This is a genomic window from Gilliamella sp. Pra-s52, from assembly GCF_009795805.1.
GTDB lineage: Bacteria > Pseudomonadota > Gammaproteobacteria > Enterobacterales > Orbaceae > Gilliamella.
In genome coordinates this window covers 63,822-81,276 of record NZ_WTEY01000007.1, presented here as the reverse complement: position 1 = coordinate 81,276, position 17,455 = coordinate 63,822, and the positions used below count along the sequence as shown (strand labels likewise).

General features: G+C 35.5%; 13 protein-coding genes and 1 tRNA gene. 12 read left to right on the top strand and 2 right to left on the bottom strand.

Annotation, left to right across the window (positions count from 1 at the left end; all coding sequences use genetic code 11):
- The first annotated feature begins 8 nt into the window (after positions 1-8).
- From GQ594_RS06915 to GQ594_RS06905, 3 genes are all read left to right on the top strand, one after another.
- Complete coding sequence (locus tag GQ594_RS06915; protein ID WP_160411893.1) at positions 9-425, top strand: hypothetical protein; 417 nt, start codon at positions 9-11, stop codon at positions 423-425.
- Positions 426-513: 88 nt separating this feature from the next.
- Positions 514-1,977, top strand: a complete 1,464-nt coding sequence (gene ubiD, locus GQ594_RS06910; RefSeq protein ID WP_160411894.1) for a 4-hydroxy-3-polyprenylbenzoate decarboxylase — start codon at positions 514-516, stop codon at positions 1,975-1,977.
- A gap of 138 nt (positions 1,978-2,115) precedes the next feature.
- Complete coding sequence (locus tag GQ594_RS06905; RefSeq protein ID WP_160411895.1) at positions 2,116-3,180, top strand: SEL1-like repeat protein; 1,065 nt, start codon at positions 2,116-2,118, stop codon at positions 3,178-3,180.
- 25 nt (positions 3,181-3,205) lie between these two features.
- Here the strand turns inward: GQ594_RS06905 and ppc are convergent, their stop codons facing one another.
- Positions 3,206-5,851 (bottom strand): phosphoenolpyruvate carboxylase, encoded by a 2,646-nt coding sequence (gene ppc, locus GQ594_RS06900; RefSeq protein ID WP_160411896.1) that lies wholly within the window; start codon positions 5,849-5,851, stop codon positions 3,206-3,208.
- Positions 5,852-6,199: 348 nt separating this feature from the next.
- On the opposite strand from ppc, the gene GQ594_RS06895 reads away from it, so the two are divergent.
- From GQ594_RS06895 to GQ594_RS06855, 9 genes are all read left to right on the top strand, one after another.
- A complete protein-coding gene (locus GQ594_RS06895; RefSeq protein WP_160411897.1) occupies positions 6,200-6,691 on the top strand; it encodes an NADH-quinone oxidoreductase subunit J family protein in 492 nt (163 codons plus the stop codon).
- Between the two features lies 1 nt (position 6,692).
- A complete protein-coding gene (nuoK, locus tag GQ594_RS06890; protein ID WP_160411898.1) occupies positions 6,693-6,995 on the top strand; it encodes an NADH-quinone oxidoreductase subunit NuoK in 303 nt (100 codons plus the stop codon).
- Positions 6,992-8,839: an NADH-quinone oxidoreductase subunit 5 family protein gene (locus tag GQ594_RS06885; RefSeq protein ID WP_160411899.1), complete on the top strand. Its 1,848-nt coding sequence runs from the start codon at positions 6,992-6,994 to the stop codon at positions 8,837-8,839. Before nuoK ends, GQ594_RS06885 begins: the two co-directional genes overlap by 4 nt.
- A 17-nt stretch (positions 8,840-8,856) precedes the next feature.
- On the top strand, positions 8,857-10,401 hold the full coding sequence (locus tag GQ594_RS06880; protein WP_160411900.1) for a complex I subunit 4 family protein: 1,545 nt from the start codon (positions 8,857-8,859) through the stop codon (positions 10,399-10,401).
- Between the two features lie 6 nt (positions 10,402-10,407).
- Positions 10,408-12,159, top strand: coding sequence for an NADH-quinone oxidoreductase subunit N (locus GQ594_RS06875; RefSeq protein ID WP_160411901.1), 1,752 nt, complete (start codon positions 10,408-10,410; stop codon positions 12,157-12,159).
- 184 nt (positions 12,160-12,343) lie between these two features.
- Positions 12,344-12,673, top strand: a complete 330-nt coding sequence (gene yajC, locus GQ594_RS06870) for a preprotein translocase subunit YajC (protein WP_160400514.1) — start codon at positions 12,344-12,346, stop codon at positions 12,671-12,673.
- Positions 12,674-12,732: 59 nt separating this feature from the next.
- Entirely contained in the window at positions 12,733-14,589 is a 1,857-nt protein-coding gene (secD, locus tag GQ594_RS06865) for a protein translocase subunit SecD (protein ID WP_160411902.1), read from the top strand.
- Between the two features lie 15 nt (positions 14,590-14,604).
- Complete coding sequence (gene secF / locus GQ594_RS06860; protein WP_160411933.1) at positions 14,605-15,600, top strand: protein translocase subunit SecF; 996 nt, start codon at positions 14,605-14,607, stop codon at positions 15,598-15,600.
- A 126-nt stretch (positions 15,601-15,726) separates the two neighbouring features.
- Positions 15,727-15,802, top strand: a tRNA-Ala gene (locus GQ594_RS06855).
- A gap of 231 nt (positions 15,803-16,033) precedes the next feature.
- Here GQ594_RS06855 and GQ594_RS06850 read toward each other — a convergent pair.
- Positions 16,034-17,446, bottom strand: a complete 1,413-nt coding sequence (locus GQ594_RS06850; protein ID WP_160411903.1) for an FAD-dependent oxidoreductase — start codon at positions 17,444-17,446, stop codon at positions 16,034-16,036.
- Positions 17,447-17,455: the final 9 nt, after the last annotated feature.

The window sequence follows — 17,455 nt, the reverse complement described above, 5'->3', positions numbered from 1 at the left end:
GGCTGAAAATGAAATTGAGTCTATCTGCGGTTGTGTTGTCTTGTTTATGTTGTTTTGTTTTAACCAGTCATGCTGAAATAAATATAAAAAAATGCCAACCTAATCAAAATGACTATATTATTTTTGATGATTACGATTCAAATATAGCTGAAAAAATAATTGATTTTAAATTACATAATCAACCAGAAAAGCGGGAAAGCAGTATCATTAAGATATTTGCTAATGAAAATAACGATGATCGAAATGATTGGATAGCTTCTTTTTTATTTGATGATCAATCTGAGCAATATCTATTTTATCAAGTTGATCAGGATAACTTTGTTGAGGTTGACAAAAAACAATTTGAGGCTTTATTACCGAAAATCGTTGAGTGTAATTTAAATAAGCAAGTACCTATATATAGCGAAAATTTTGATGAAGATTAGTTAAATTCAAAGATATGTTAATAGTAAAGTAAAAAATATTTTTGGATAGGTTAACTGAGAATGAGTCAGTAACAGGGAGTAATGTTAGATGAATTTTTCAAATTTTAGAGATTTTTTAGATTATCTTGAGCAGCAAGGTGAATTAAAAAGAATTTCTTTCCCTGTTAATCCTTATCTTGAAATGACAGAAATTGCGGATCGTGTTTTACGTAATGAAGGTCCGGCCTTATTATTTGAGAATCCAATTGGTTATGATATGCCTGTTTTATGCAATTTGTTTGGTACAGCTAAACGTGTTGCGATGGGAATGGGACGTGAGGATACTTCTGCTTTACGTGAAATTGGTGAGTTATTGGCATTTTTACGTGAACCTGAACCCCCAAAAGGTATAAAACAATTTTTTAATGTATTACCTAAATATAAACAAGTCTTAAATATGCCGGTTAAACATCGTTCATCAGCACCCTGCCAAGAGATGATTTTTAAAGATGATGAAGTGGATTTGACTCGTTTACCTATTATGCATTGCTGGCCCGATGATGTAGCACCACTGTTATCTTGGGGGCTAACAATAACCAAAGGTCCTTATAAAGAACGGCAAAATTTAGGTATTTATCGTTTGCAGTGTTTAGGGAAAAATAAATTAATCATGCGTTGGCTTTCTCATCGTGGTGGTGCACTTGATTTTGCCGAATGGCAACAGGTTCATCCTAATGAAAGATTTCCTGTTAGTGTTGCTATTGGCGCTGATCCCGCAACTATTTTAGGTGCAGTGACACCAGTGCCTGATACGTTACCTGAATATGCTTTTTCTGGGTTATTAAGAGGTAGCCGAACAGAAGTGGTTAAATCGTTATCCAATGATTTAGAGGTTCCAGCTAGTGCAGAAATAGTTCTTGAGGGTTACATTGATCCTAATGAATTGGCATCAGAAGGTCCATATGGTGATCACACGGGTTATTATAATGAAATTGAACAATTTCCTGTATTTACTGTGACGCACTTAACTCGTCGTAAAGATGCGATTTATCATTCTACTTATACCGGTAGGCCACCAGATGAGCCTGCAGTTATGGGGCTTGCTTTAAATGAAGTGTTTATCCCCATTTTACAAAAACAATTTCCTGAAATTGTGGATTTTTATTTGCCACCTGAAGGGTGTTCATATCGTATTGCGATTGTTACAATTAAAAAACAGTACCCTGGTCATGCTAAACGTGTCATGATGGGGGTTTGGTCTTATTTACGGCAATTTATGTATACCAAGTTTGTCATTGTTTGTGATGATGATATTAATGCGCGTGATTGGAAGGATGTGATGTGGGCTATTTCAACTCGTATGGATCCTCATCGAGACACCACATTTATTGATAATACTCCAATAGATTATTTGGATTTTGCTTCACCTATTTCGGGATTAGGATCTAAAATGGGGCTAGATGCTACCAATAAATGGGCTGGTGAAACTAATCGAGAATGGGGAAAATTAATTAAAAAAGATCCAAAAATCGTCGCTCGTATTGATGAGATTTGGGATAAATTAGGTTTGTAGTATTTTGTTTATTAAAAGAATAAATTACTAAGCTTGATATAAAATATAATTTTAAAAAAGGATAGCGATTAAACAAAACTATTTCCTTTTGTTGTATTTATGTATAATTATTACTAATGTCATTATATTTAAATAAATATGAAAAAAATCAAAATTTTATTGGTAGTATTGTTATCCATTCCTTATGGTGTAATGGCTGCAGGTTATAAAACACAATCGAACAGCACGCAATTAAAGTTGCAAGAGACAGAGTCATTGCTCCCTTCTTTACGTTTGTCTGCAGAAAAAGGAAACGCGGAAGCGCAGTATTCATTAGGAGGTATCTATAAACAAGGTGCAGGTGTTGAAGCAAGTGATGTTCGTGCCTTTTTTTGGTATAAAAAAGCCGCTGAGCAAGGGTTAGCTAAAGCACAAAATAACTTAGCATTTATGTATCAAAGTGGTCTAGGGACTAAACGTGATTTAAATGCGGCATTTAAATATTTTAAATTAGCCGCAGATCAAAATTATGCATTGGCTAAATATAATCTGGCTTTAATGTATAAAGAAGGGGAAGGTGTCGAAAAAAACACATCAACTGCAGTTGATTACTTTTCACAAGCTGGTGATGCTGGTATTTATGACGCTTATCTAAACCTTGGTATTATGTATTTTTTTGGTGATGGCGTAACAAAAGATCGTATGACTGCCGCTGATTGGTTTAGTAAAGCAGCTAAAAATAATATTTCCGAAGCACAATATTATTTAGGGCTAATGTCTGAAAATGGCGACGGCTTAACCCAAGATTATGTGGCTGCTAACTATTTTTATACACAAGCGGCCGAACATGGACATGTGCTAGCTATGTATAATTTAGCTATTATGTATGCAACAGGCACGGGTTCTAAACCCGACAATACGCAAGCGGCATATTGGTTTACCAAGGCTGCCGAAGCAGGCAATGCTGATGCCCAATACAACATTGGCGTAATGTATGATGTAGGTGGCGGTGTTGATAAAGACGAGCAAAAAGCCGTTGAATGGTATTTAAAAGCAGCAGATCAAGGCAGTGTTGATGCTCAGTATAATTTAGGTATTAAATATCTAGAAGGCGAGGGAGTTGATAAAGATCTGGAACGCGCCATCTATTGGTTTACTAAAGCTAGTGAGCAAGGCGACCAAGACGCTAAAGCTTATTTAGATAATTTATTACCTAAAAAATAAAAAAGGCTAGTGCCTTTTTTATTTTTTAACCCGAGTTTCGCATACCTGCCGCAATCCCTGAAATAGTAATCATAAGTCCTTGCTCTACTATAACGTTTTGATGTTCACCGTGTGTGCGTGAACGACTCAATAACTCTGCTTGTAGCAGATTTAATGGTTCAATATAAGTATTTCGCAAAGCCACTGATTCTGCAATCCAAGGTAGATCAGACATTAAACTGATATCATCTGTAATGGTTAGTACAGTATTGATATCCTGAGTCAATAAATTCCTTAATTCTTCTCCTAATGGCCATAAGGCTTGATCGACTAAACGCTGTTCGTAATATTCGTGTATATTTGGTGCGGCTTTGGCGTAAACCATTTCAAGCATACCTAAACGAGCATTAAAGAAAGGCCAATTGTCATACATTTCTTTAAGAAGATCTTTTTTACCTCTCTCAATAACTGCTCTAAGAGCGTTACCTGCACCAAGCCAAGATGGCACCATTAAACGGTTTTGTGTCCAAGCAAAAATCCATGGAATAGCACGTAAACTTTCTATCCCTCCACCTGTTCGACGTTTTTGCGGTCTTGAACCTAGTGGTAACCTACCTAATTCAGCCTCAGGAGTTACTGCTCTAAAATAATCAACAAATTCAGTTCGTTCACGTACATAACTACGATAACAGTTGCATGAAATTTCAGACATTTCGTCCATGATATCGCGCCATGCTTGCTTAGGTGCAGGTGGTGGCAATAAATTAGCTTGTAAAATTGCTGATGTATAAAGCATTAAACTACTGAGAGCAACTTCAGGTAGACCAAGTTTAAAACGAATCATTTCGCCTTGCTCTGTAACTCTAAGTCCACCTTTTAATGAACCTGGTGGTTGTGAAAGTAGCGCAGCATGAGCAGGTGCTCCTCCTCGACCAATTGAACCTCCTCGTCCATGGAATAGCACCAAATTAGTATTATATTTCTCAAATAAGTTAACTAGTTCTTCTTGTGAGCGATACTGTGCCCAAGATGCCGCAAGTGTACCGGCATCTTTAGCCGAATCAGAATAGCCTATCATCACCATCTGTTTGCCGCGAATTTTATCGCGATACCAAGGAATATCCAGTAATTTTTGCATAACCAATTTAGCATTGTTTAAGTCTTCTAATGTTTCAAATAATGGTGCAACTGGAATATTTTTTTGGCAATCAACGATTTTCAATAATAAGTAAACGGCTAAAACATCAGAAGGCGCTTTAGCCATTGATATTACATAAGAAGCGATTGATTCTTCTCCTGCTTTTTTGATAACACGACAAGTATCTAAAACTTCTTGAACCATTTCAGTTGGTTGCCAGTTATATGGGAGCAATGGTCGATTAGACTGTAACTCAGTTAATAAAAAGGTTTGTTTTTCTTCTTCTGACCATTGGGCATAGCGACCTAAATTAAGTTCTTTGGTTAATGCGTCTAAGGCTTCTGTGTGGACTGAACTGTCTTGACGGATATCTAATCTAACTAATTGTAAGCCAAAACTTTTTATACGTCGTAATGTATCAAGTAATGGTCCATGGGCTATGGTTGACATGCCATTATCAATTAATGATTCATAACAGATATAAAGTGGTGTCCATAGTTGTTGATTTTTAATTAAAATATTACTAGGCGGTAATACTCGTTCATTATTTAGCAATGCTTCAATATAATTGTGAGTTTTAATTAAGCGTACTCGTAATTGTTTCATTACTGCGCGATAAGGTTCTGAAACAGTCCTATTACTTTCATCTAATAGTTCAATAACTGATTCGTTGCATTCTGTCATCGAAAGTTCACGAACAAGTATTTGAATATCGGCTAAAAATAATTCAATAGCTTTTAATCTAGCTTGTAGCATTACTTTTTCTGTGACTTTTGCTGTTACATTAGGGTTTCCATCACGATCTCCGCCCATCCATGAGGTGAATTTGACTGGCACATGATCAACCGATAATTGTTCATCAAAAGCATCAACTAACTGGTCATTGAGTTCTCGCAAAAATAGGGGCACACCTTCCCATAAGCTATCTTCAATGACTGAAAATCCCCATTTTGCTTCATCAATTGGCGTTGGGCGTTTTTTTCGGATTTCATCGGTATACCATGCCTGACAAACTAGCTGTTTTAAGCGACGCATGATCCGTTCTATTTCATAGTCGGCTAAATCATTATGATCGAGTTGGGATAAACAACTGTTAATAGCCGTATAAGTATTTATCATTGTTCGGCGATTGATTTCTGTTGGATGAGCTGTCAATACTAATTCAATGGATAGTTCGTTAATTGCGTTTGTAATCGTTTCTTTGGAAAAGTTAAGGTTTTTTAGTGTACTGAATAATTCAGTCATTTTTTTAGGACTACTAGATGCTTCACCATGGGGCGAAATACCATAATACTCAGCAGCCGTATTGACTAAATTCAAAAACTGATTAAATGCGCGAGCAACATGCAATAAATCATCATCATTGAGATTTTCAATTAAATTGAGTAGTTCATGATGTGCTTGTGTATTTCCTTTTTGAGCCAACTTCGATAATTTTCTTATTTTTTCAACTAAATCAAAGGTCTCATTACCAGTGGCACGTTTGATTGCATTGCCTAATAAAGTACCTAGCATATTGACATTACTTCGCATTGAGGAGTATTGGTTATTCATGATTTTCTCATCTTAGATTTTATTATCCCTAAGTACTTAAGCTGTATGGCTCAAATGACAACTTAACAAAATAGGTATAATCATTAGTTAATTTGATTAGGTTATATACTTTATAACAATGTTGCTTTGAATTTAAATAATAAAATTTTATGGTTTTTATTTTTTTTAGTTGTTTTAATTATATTGACCACAAAAGATCGACAAATAAAAAGCGCTATTTAATTTTGTTGTGGTCATCGAAATACCACTTAAAAAGTCTATTTTCAATGAATACGGTGTGGCAAACTGTATCTTGATATGATTTGGGTATATACTAACGCCATATATTAATACATATTGGATTATTTAATGATCGCTGTTTTTTATATCGCATCGATTATTGCTGTCGTTGCCAGTGTAAAAGTGATTAGTAGCTTACGGATAGATAAAGCAATTTTATATCTTGTTATTTCACTTTTTGCTTCATCCTTCATATTTATTCAACTTGGCGCCTATTTTTCTGCCATTTTGTATATCCTGCTATTTATTGGTGGTTCGGTAACACTTTTTTTACTTGTTGCTTCAATTTTGAAAATTAGCGTTGATAATGTAGAAAATAATAAACACGGTATTAGTCCTAAAATTTGGTTAGGACCATTAATCTTAGCTTTCATTTTACTCGTTGTCCTTATTTATGGTGTAGTAAATGCTAATTATTCAGAACTAAAAGAATCTCATGACTTAATGCATGAAATGTCTATGTATGCATATATTTTGATGGCTGAATTAGCCGTATTTTTATTATTTGGTGCAGCCGTCATTGCTTATCATTTTACGCATCGGCTTATGTCGGAGAAATAATATGATTCCACTTACGTATTGCCTTATTTTTGCTTCTATTTTATTTGTTATCGGACTATTAGGCGTCATGATTCGGCGTGACTTTTATTTTTTATTGCTAAGCCTTATCATTATGAATAATGGTGCAATAGTTGCATTGTTTGCAGCGAGTTGTTATTGGCAACAATTTGATGGGCAATTACTTGCTATATTGGCGGTAATTACAACCTTATCTGAAGTTTGTGTCGGCCTTGCATTAATGATCAAACTATTCTACCGTCGAAAAATATTTAATATTGATTCATTGAGTGAAATGAAAGGATGAATTTACTTTATTTAACTATTATTGTTCCCTTGCTCTCTTTTCTAATATTAGTTTGTTTAGGGAGACATATTCGAACCATTGATGTAATGATTATAGGCATTATATCAATGCTAATTATTGCAATAATTACTGTATTTTCTTGTATCGATTTTGCTTCAAATACAGTACCTGATATGGTCTTAATTTATACCAGAACATTGTGGAATTGGTTTGCTGTAGGTGATTTCATAGTACCTATTTCTTTAACGTTGGATGGGTTATCGCTAACTTTTTTAGTTTTAATCTCATTTTTGGGCTTCTTGATTTACTTCTTTGCAGCTTGTTATTTGACGTCAAGCAAAGATATTTATAATTTTTATGCTTATAGTAATTTATTAATTGCCAGTATATTAACTATCGTATTAGTTGATAATCTATTTGTTATGTTAATTGGCTGGGAAGGCGTGAGTATAAGTACTTACTTACTTATTGGTATCTATTATAAACAAGCTCGTAATGGTTATGCAGCAGTAAAGGCATTTATCCTTATGCATTTAACTGATATCTTTTTAATTATTGGCATATTTTTACTGTATCAAACAGTTGAAACATTCAATATCCATGATGTTTTGAATCAGGTGCATGAGAACTTAGCCGTAGATTCAGATATTATATTTTGGATAACTTTCATGCTGTTCCTTGGGGCCATGAGTAAGTCAGCACTATTTCCTATGCATTCATGGTTTGTTCAAACAACGTTAGCTCCAATGCCTGCAGTAGCTTTATTACAATCTTCAACGGTGATTTTAGCTGGAGTGTATTTAGTTTTAAGGCTAAGTAGCTTATTTATGATGTCGAGTGATGTACTTGCTATTATATCGATGATTTCATCGTTGACTATCTTATTTGCTAGTTCTATTGCTTTAGTGCAATATGATATTAAAAGAATTATCACCTATATCAATTTATCGCAAATTAGCTATCTATTCTATGCTTTTTCAACGCAGAGTTGGAATTTGTCTCTTAGTTGCTTAATTAATTATGTTGTAACAAGCACATTACTAATTTTATCTTCATCAATTTTAATTAAAAAATGTCAAGGTGAACGTGATATAAGTAAGCTTGGTGGGTTAATTAAATCGTTTCCAATGCTGTATGCGGTATTTTTATTTATCATGTTATCTCTTAGTGCTATGCCTTGGATTTCATCGTCATTTTATATCAAGGGAGACATTATATTGGGCTTAATGGCTCAAGATAAATTAATATCTGGAACCATTGGTTTATTAGGTATTTTACTTTCTAGTTTGAATATTTGGCGTTTAATTTCAATGGTCTTTTATCACAAACAAAAACAGCATCATTTTGCAATAACCAAATGGATAATCTATTGTCCAATTTTTATATTATTGGTATTCCCTACTGCTTTATTTATTTATTTTCCATTACCCGTTCAAGGTATAGTGCCAATAGCTGAGTTAGACACAGATGGACAGTTGTCTTTCCAGATACTGTTAGCCGCGGTGACGGGGTTAAGTATTTTGATCGCTTATGTTTTATATGTGCGCCCAAATAGCGAAGTAAAAGAAGTGCTACATACACCAATGATTAAGTTCTTTTTACGATTATGTAATAGCGACTGGCATTATGATTATGCATTGCATACGCTATTTGTTAAACCTTATATCTATTTAGCTAACTTGTTAAAAAAAGATCCGTTAGCTTTGTGGGATGGTTGGGTTATGTGGAGCATTAGGAAAGTAAACGCATTTATCGTTGACCTAGAAAATGGACAAATTCGGTGGTATATGCTGTCAATGGTTATAGGTAGCATTATCATATTAATGTTACTGATTTTTATTTAAAAAAGGTGTAATCATTCATGTTATTATGGCTTGTCTTTTTACCTGTAATAGGCGGATTTATTGGTTGGTTATGCCACGTATGTTTACAAAGAGGTGTTGTTTCTACCAATGTACAAATGCGTTGGTCAAAATTACCAATCATTGTGGCATTTATTACTATTTTTCTCACATTATCAATGACAATAATATTATGGATAGATGCTATAAATGTATTAGATCAAGGTGAAAACTGGACAAAAGAAGTGAATCTAGAATGGATCCCCTTGTTAGGTATTCATTTTCATCTTGTTTTAGATGGCCTATCTACAGTTGTTATCACTTCAACCCTATTTATTGTACTATTGACGATTGTCTATTCTAGTAAAGAAAGTCTAAACAATCTTGGCTTATTTTATTTCTGTTTATTGTTTATGACATCAGCTATTATGATACTGTTTGTCATCACTGACTTATTTCTTATGTTTTTATTTTGGGAAGCTGTGGCAATTCCCATCTATTTTTTAATTTCTTTATGGGGACGACGAGACTCAAGCTCACAATTACGTTTTAATGGTACTAGCAAATTTTTGATCTATACCCAACTAAGCAGTCTAATCATGCTAATCTCAATTGTTTCATTAGCCTTGATCAACTGGAACTTAACCGGGCATTGGACGTTTGATTATCAAGTATTAATCAAAACTCCAATTTCAAGTTATACCGAATTTTTACTTATGTTAGGATTTTTGGTTGCTTTTATTGTACGTATTCCTTTTGTTCCTTTTCATAGCTGGTTTATTGAAACCCATATTGAATCTTCAACCACAGGCTCAATGATGGTTAGTGGATTATTACTAAATACAGCTTCGTTTGGTTTATTACGATTTGTTATACCATTATTTCCTAATGCTTCAGTCACGATTATGCCACCGATGTTAGTTTTTGCTTTAATTACAGTTGTTTATGCGGCCTTACTTGCATTTAATCAAACCGATATTAAAAAACTTATTGCTTATATTCATATCGCATTGATGGGGTTTGTTACGGCAATTATTTATAGTGGTTCTGTGATTGCTTATCAAGGGGTTGTTATACAAATGATAGCCGTCAATTTAGCCATCGTTGGTATGTTTATAATTAGTGGATTATTAGTTGAAAGTTATTCCACCAGAAATATAAACCAATTTGTTGGGCTTAAAGAGCGAGTACCTTACCTATCTTCGTTTACTTTATATTTTATTTTGGCTGTATTAGGTATTCCTGGTACGGCGAATTTTGTGGGTAATTATATGATGCTACTTGGTAGTTATAACACCTTCTCTTTTTATACAATTTTGTTAGTAATTGGCTTATTATTGGTATCTATTTCATTTATTGTTCGCATGCAGCCAATTTTTTATGGTTCTGTTGATAAAGTACCTACAGCAAAGCATCTACTTAGTAAAAAAGATGTTTTATTATTATCAAGCGTTTTAATTGCCCTTATATTTATAGGCTTGTATCCTCAAGTGGTCTTAGACAGGTCTTATTCTGTTGTGAATCAAACACAACAATATATAGCCACAGAGCGAGTGGGAGAATAATTACTTATGATAGCTTTGTCACCGATTTTTGTATTAAGTTTTGCCATCATTGCTTTATTATTCTCATTATTTATTTTTAAAATAAATACCAAATGTTGCACCATTTTAACCGTATGCGGATTATCCTGTGCCTTGATGTGTTCTGTAACAATTGGTTATAAAATTTCGTTTAGTACTCAAGTTATTACTGATATCAGCAGTGATAATATGCAAATATCGGTACCTGCTTCAGAGCCTATTAAAGAACCTAATTCATCAAGTGAAGAAACAATTGCAATTGATACAGTACCAAGTGAAGAGAGTGGATCAGCGAATGGAAATGAGAGCATAAATATTAACGATAATATCGATAATAACAATAATTCTAATAATAACAATACGGATACTGACACAGCTACAGATATTGAAACTAATGCTAATTCTAGCATTGATGATAATTCAACAAATGAGTGGAGAGCACATCATATCACTGCGCTTTTTACCTGTGATGGCTATGGGTTACTTTATACCAGTTTGATTTTAATGATATCTATTGCGGTTGCATGTTTTGCTTATCGTTGGTTTAAGCAAGAGCAAAAACATCATGGGTTATTTTATTTAATTTTACTTTTTATGACATTAGGTGGTGTAACGCTCGTATACTCAAGCCATTTAATTGCATTTTTTATTGGTATTGAACTGTTATCGATCCCATTTGTAGGATTAATTGGTTACCAATATACGCAAACACATTCATTAGAGGCGGCTGTTAAATACATGATATTATCGGCTGTTGCGAGTGTATTTTTATTGATGGGAATAGCCTTTTATTATGCAATGACAGGGGAACTAACTTTTAGTGGATTAAGTTATCAGCTTTCAACGATGTCTTACCCAAGCACATTATTACTGATAGGTGTTTGCTTAATGCTAGTGGGTATTGGTTTTAAATTGTCACTCGTCCCATTTCAACTTTGGTTACCAGATGTTTATCAAGGCGCTCCAACAGTTGTCGCTTTATTATTATCAACAGTTGGGAAAGTTGCCGTTTTTTGTGCTATAGCAAGACTGTTTTTATTGGCACCTATTGTTAACAATGAAACCATCCGTATTATTTTAGTCGTTATGGCTTTTTGCTCTATTTTGTGGGGTAATTTGTTGGCGCTAATGCAAAGTAGCTTAAAGCGATTACTTGCTTATTCATCAATAGCACATTTTGGTTATTTATTAACAGCACTTATTGCAGTGCAATATCAAGTACTTGCATTAGAAACTATTGGTGTTTACCTAATTGGATATATTTTAGCTAATATCTGTATTTTAGGCGCGATCAGTTTAGATTCTCATTCTGATGAACTTCAAGATCATGAAAACGAAATTGAGCTATCAGGACTTTTTTGGCGAAGACCTATTCTCGCATTAGCCATGGGCGTAGGATTTTTATCTCTAGCTGGTGCTCCGCTAACGGCTGGATTCATTGGGCGATTTTTACTGGTGTTATTAGGCGTAACCGCAGAATTATGGTGGTTAGTTGCTGCTATTGTTATTGGTAGTACATTGGGACTTTACTTTTATGCTCGCTTAATCATCAATCTTTATATCAGACCAGTTAGCCGTGATGGGCAAATATTAAGTGGCTCTTCAATTAAATTAAAATGGACGAATATTCGAATCAGTGAATTAATTATTGTTCTATGCGCTTTATTAACAATGCTATGTGGCATTTATCCTAAATGGTTATTTAACTTAGTGAGTATTGCGCAATATTTAACGACATAATTAACATTTATTTGCTATCATCATGCTGTTGGAGGGTAGATGTTAATCAAAATACCAAAATGCCTGGCTTTATGTTAAACACGATTTTTTCTGAAGCTTTTTGATAAGAAATAGTTAATAATAGATTTATTTATTGTGTTATAATTCCGAACTTTAATATTTTATTTAAATCAAGAGGACCTATATGGACTTTTTAATTTCTAATGCTTATGCCGCAGATGGTAGCCAACCTGGTGGTGATTATTTTCTTCCGATTATGTTAGTTGTGTTTGGTCTATTTTTCTATTTTATGATTATGCGCCCACAACAAAAACGCGCCAAAGCACATCGTGATTTAATGGCGTCAATCTCAAAAGGTGATGAAGTATTGACCAGTGGTGGGATTATTGGTCGCGTGTCAAAAGTTAACGACAACGGTTACATCGCATTAGAATTAAATGATACAACTGAAATTGTGATCAAACGTGACTTTATCACATCAGTTTTACCAAAAGGAACAATGAAATCACTATAATAGAGATTTATCTATTATGTTCATTGTGTTAATTACCTAATCCTACAAGAGAATATGTCGTGTTAAATCGCTATCCTTTGTGGAAATACATTATGTTGGTCGTTGTCATTTGCCTCGGCCTTCTGTATGCACTTCCAAATATTTATGGTGAAGATCCCGCTATACAAATTTCAGGCTCAAATACTGCTGAAATCAATGTCACTACACAAGATAAAGTCAAAAAAGTTTTGAGTGATAATGATATTAAAATTAAATCAATAGTTTATGAAAATAAATCGATTTTAATTCGTGTTAGTGATAACGATACACAGCTTAAAGCTAAAGAGCTTATATCTCAAGCGTTAGGTGAAGAGTATATTGTTGCATTAAATTTAGCGCCAGCAACACCCAAATGGCTTACAATGCTAGGTGCTGAACCAATGAAACTAGGGCTTGATTTGCGTGGTGGTGTTCATTTCTTAATGGAAGTTGATATGACAACTGCATTAAGTAAACTTACAGAACAATCTATTGAAAACATAAAAGCTGAATTTACAGCTAGCAAATTAAATTATAAAGCGATCAATAAAGACCGTAATGAGCAAATTATAATACAATTTGATAATACTGAAGATCGTAATAAAGCTATTGCTAAAATCAATAGTTTACAAGATTTCAAGGTTATTTCTCAAAGTGACAGCAGCATCATTATTAACATCAGTGAAAGACGGTTACAACAAGCAAAAAATGATGCTGTACAACAAAACACAACCATTTTACGCAATCGCGTTAACCAACTAGGTGTTGCCGAACCGATTGTACAACGCCAAGGCGCGGATCGGATAGTGGTAGAATTACCGGGCATACAAGACACCGCGTTAGCCAAGCGTATTTTGGGTGCGACAGCGACACTTGAGTTTAGACAAGTTAACGAAGATAGCACTCCTGATCTGCCAGCTATTCTAAATGGTGATATGCGCATTCCGTATGGTTCCGAAATAAAATATATGGAAAGCGGTCGCCCAGTGTTACTTTATAAACGAATTGTACTAACAGGGGATCATATTACTGATTCATCATTTCGCACAAGCCAATATGGTCAACCTGAAGTTGCTATTACACTTGATGGTTCAGGCGGTAAAAAAATGTTGAGTTTTACCCAAAAGAATCTTAATAAAGCGATGGCAACCTTATTTGTTGAATACAAAGACACAGGGAAACGTGATGAAAATGGCAAACCAATTCTTGAAAAACAAGAGCGTGTTATCAACGTAGCAACAATTCAAGGTATTTTTAGTGACCGTTTCCAAGTAACGGGTATTGGCAGTATTGATGAAGCCAAAAATTTATCGTTATTATTACGAGCAGGAGCTTTAATTGCGCCAATTCAAATTATTGAAGAGCGCACTGTTGGACCATCAATGGGGCAAGAAAACATAACCCAAGGTCTCGAATCTTGTGTATGGGGCTTGGCGGTTTCAGTCATCTTTATGTTAGTGATGTATCGCCTATTTGGTCTATTTGCAAGCCTTGCATTGGTTGCTAATTTAATTTTAATTGTTGGTGCCATGTCCTTACTTCCTGGCGCAACGCTCAGTATGCCGGGTATTGCGGGTATTGTATTAACCGTTGGTATGGCTGTTGATGCCAATGTGCTAATCAATGAACGGATAAAAGAAGAGCTCAGTAATGGACGAGGAGTACAGCATGCGATTAATGAAGGGTATTCAGGAGCGTGGAGTAGTATTTTTGACGCCAACCTAACCACATTAATTACAGCAGTTATTCTTTATGCTGTTGGTACAGGCTCAATTAAAGGCTTTGCCATTACATTAGGTATCGGTATCGTAACATCAATGTTTACATCGATTGTTGGTACTCGTGCATTAGCCAATCTTATTTATGGCGGACGCCGTGTTAATAAGTTATCAATTTAGAGGTTTATTGTGAGTATTAATAAAAAAGAAAATCATGATGTTAGAGAATTAAATCATGGTCGCAGAGTCCTCGACTTTTTAAAATTTGGCTTTATTGCTTTTGTCATTTCAATGCTATTAGTGGTAGCTTCTTTTGTGATTATTTTTGTTAAAGGATTTAATCTAGGACAAGATTTCACGGGTGGCACCACAGTAGAGCTTACCGTAACAAAAGTGGTTAATCTTGATGATCTTCGTAATAGCTTACGCAATGCTGGTTATCATGAACCGATAGTACAATATTACGGTAGCAGTAAGGATATCATTATTAGGTTACCTTCGGCCAAGCAAGAAGATGATAGTACCTCATCGGTGATTGATAATGCATTAGGTGCGAAAATTTCTAACTTAATACATAAAGATATTGATACTGATGCTCAAATTAAACGTATTGAGTTTGTCGGTCCAACAGTGGGTGCAGAACTTGCGCAAGATGGTATATTGGCAATTTGTGCCGCATTAGTGTGTATTTTAATCTATATTGCCTTCCGTTTTGAATGGCGGTTTGGTACCGGTGCCGTAGTTGCTTTAGCGCATGATGTCATCATTACAGCAGGTTACTTATCACTATTTGAGCGCGAATTAGATTTAACGATCATCGCTGCAATGTTATCGATTATTGGTTATTCACTTAACGATACTATTGTTGTCTTCGACCGAATTCGTGAGAATTTTAGAAAGATTCGACGTGCAGAGCCTTACGATGTTATCAACATCTCGTTAACCCAAACATTGCACCGAACGCTAATGACATCAGGTACAACACTTGTTGTTGTCATTATCCTGTATATCTTTGGCGGTTCAATGTTAAAAGGCTTTTCTGAAACATTAGGTGTAGGTATTGTACTTGGTACAATCTCATCAATTTATGTGGCTGCGTATATGTCACTTAAATTGGGCGTAAAACGTGAACATTTTATGCCACCTAAAATTGAAGCAGAAGGTGCAGATCAACCTTCAATATTGCGTTAATTATATTAACTCTGCCATTGATTGGCAGAGTTTTATTAGCCTGTTTTTCAAACAAATAACATCAAATCGATTGACACTTATTATTTAGTTGCATATTATTAGCGACAGTTTTATCCCTTTCTATTTGGGGCCATAGCTCAGCTGGGAGAGCGCAACGCTGGCAGCGTTGAGGTCAGGGGTTCGATCCCCCTTGGCTCCACCAATTCAATATCCGGTAAGATTCTTTTAACTAACTCAAAAACAATGCAAAACCTCCAAAAAATCGGTCAGGAAAGCCATTGATTTTATTGAAGTTTTTTGTTTTTCTGTTTCTAAATAAAATCAAATAGTTAGATAAATATTGTTGAACGCTGACAATTAACAATAAAAAAGCCCGCTTAAAAAGCGGGCTTCCACACAGTTAATTTGATTTTAATTCAAATTCTAATGACCTTTAAACTTCCAAATAATTCAAAATACCTTCAGCCGCTTTGCGCCCCTCACTAATTGCCGTTACCACTAAATCTGACCCTCGAACGGCATCGCCTCCGGCAAAAATTTTAGCATTAGTGGTTTGGTAGCCGTTGGTTTCTGGGGCGATGATTCGGCCTTGTGCATCAAAATCAACACCGTGCTCTACTAACCAAGGCATGGCGTGGGGTTTAAATCCAAATGCCATTACAACCGCATCAGCAGGTAAGACAAATTCTGAACCTGCAATCACCATCGGTGAACGTCGACCTTTTGCATCGGGTTCGCCGAGTTCTGTTCGAACCATTTTTATACCCGTGACTTGTCCTGTACTATTAATTTCAATACTGAGTGGCTGTACGTTAAATTGGAACTGTGCGCCTTCTTCTTTGGCGTTTTTCACTTCGCGCTTTGAGCCGGGCATGTTGGCTTCGTCTCGACGATAGGCACAGGTCACTTCAGTTGCACCTTGGCGAATGGAGGTGCGTACACAGTCCATTGCCGTATCACCACCGCCAAGTACAACAACACGCTTATTTTTCATGTCAATGTAAGGTGTATCTTGGCTTTGCTGATGTTGCATAATGTGCTTGGTATTGGCAATTAAAAACGGTAAGGCATCATAAACGCCGTTGGCGTTTTCGTTTTCAAGCCCTGCTCGCATTGATTGGTAGGTACCTGTGCCAACAAATACGGCATCGAATTCATTGATTAAGTCGGCTAATTGTACGGTTTTGCCCACTTCGGTATTTAGTCTGAATTCTATGCCCATTTCGGTAAAAATATGGCGTCGGTTAATAAGGACTTCTTTGTCTAATTTGAATGCAGGGATGCCAAATGTTAATAGTCCGCCAATTTCGGGATGGCGATCAAACACCACTGGCGTTACACCATTGCGAACTAAGACATCGGCGCAAGCAAGACCAGCGGGTCCTGCGCCAATAATGGCAACTTTTAAGCCTGTTTGTTCTACATTATTGAGGTTTGGCTTCCAGCCCATTTTGAATGCTTCATCAGTGATATAGCGTTCAATATTACCAATGGTGACAGCGCCAAATTCAGCATTTAAGGTGCAAGAGCCTTCACAAAGGCGATCTTGTGGGCAGACGCGACCACAAACTTCAGGCAGGCTGTTGGTTTGGTGTGAAAGTTCAACCGCTTCTAATATTTTGCCTTCGTTAACCAGTTTTAACCAATTGGGAATATAGTTATGTACAGGGCATTTCCATTCACAATATGGGTTGCCACAAGCAAGGCAACGATCGGCCTGCGCTTGTGATTGTGAGGCTGAAAATCCTTCGTAAATTTCAACAAATTCAATTTTGCGAATGTTTAACGATTTTTTAGGCGGATCAACACGTTGTAAATCGATAAACTGATAAACATTTTGACTCATTTTCGTGTT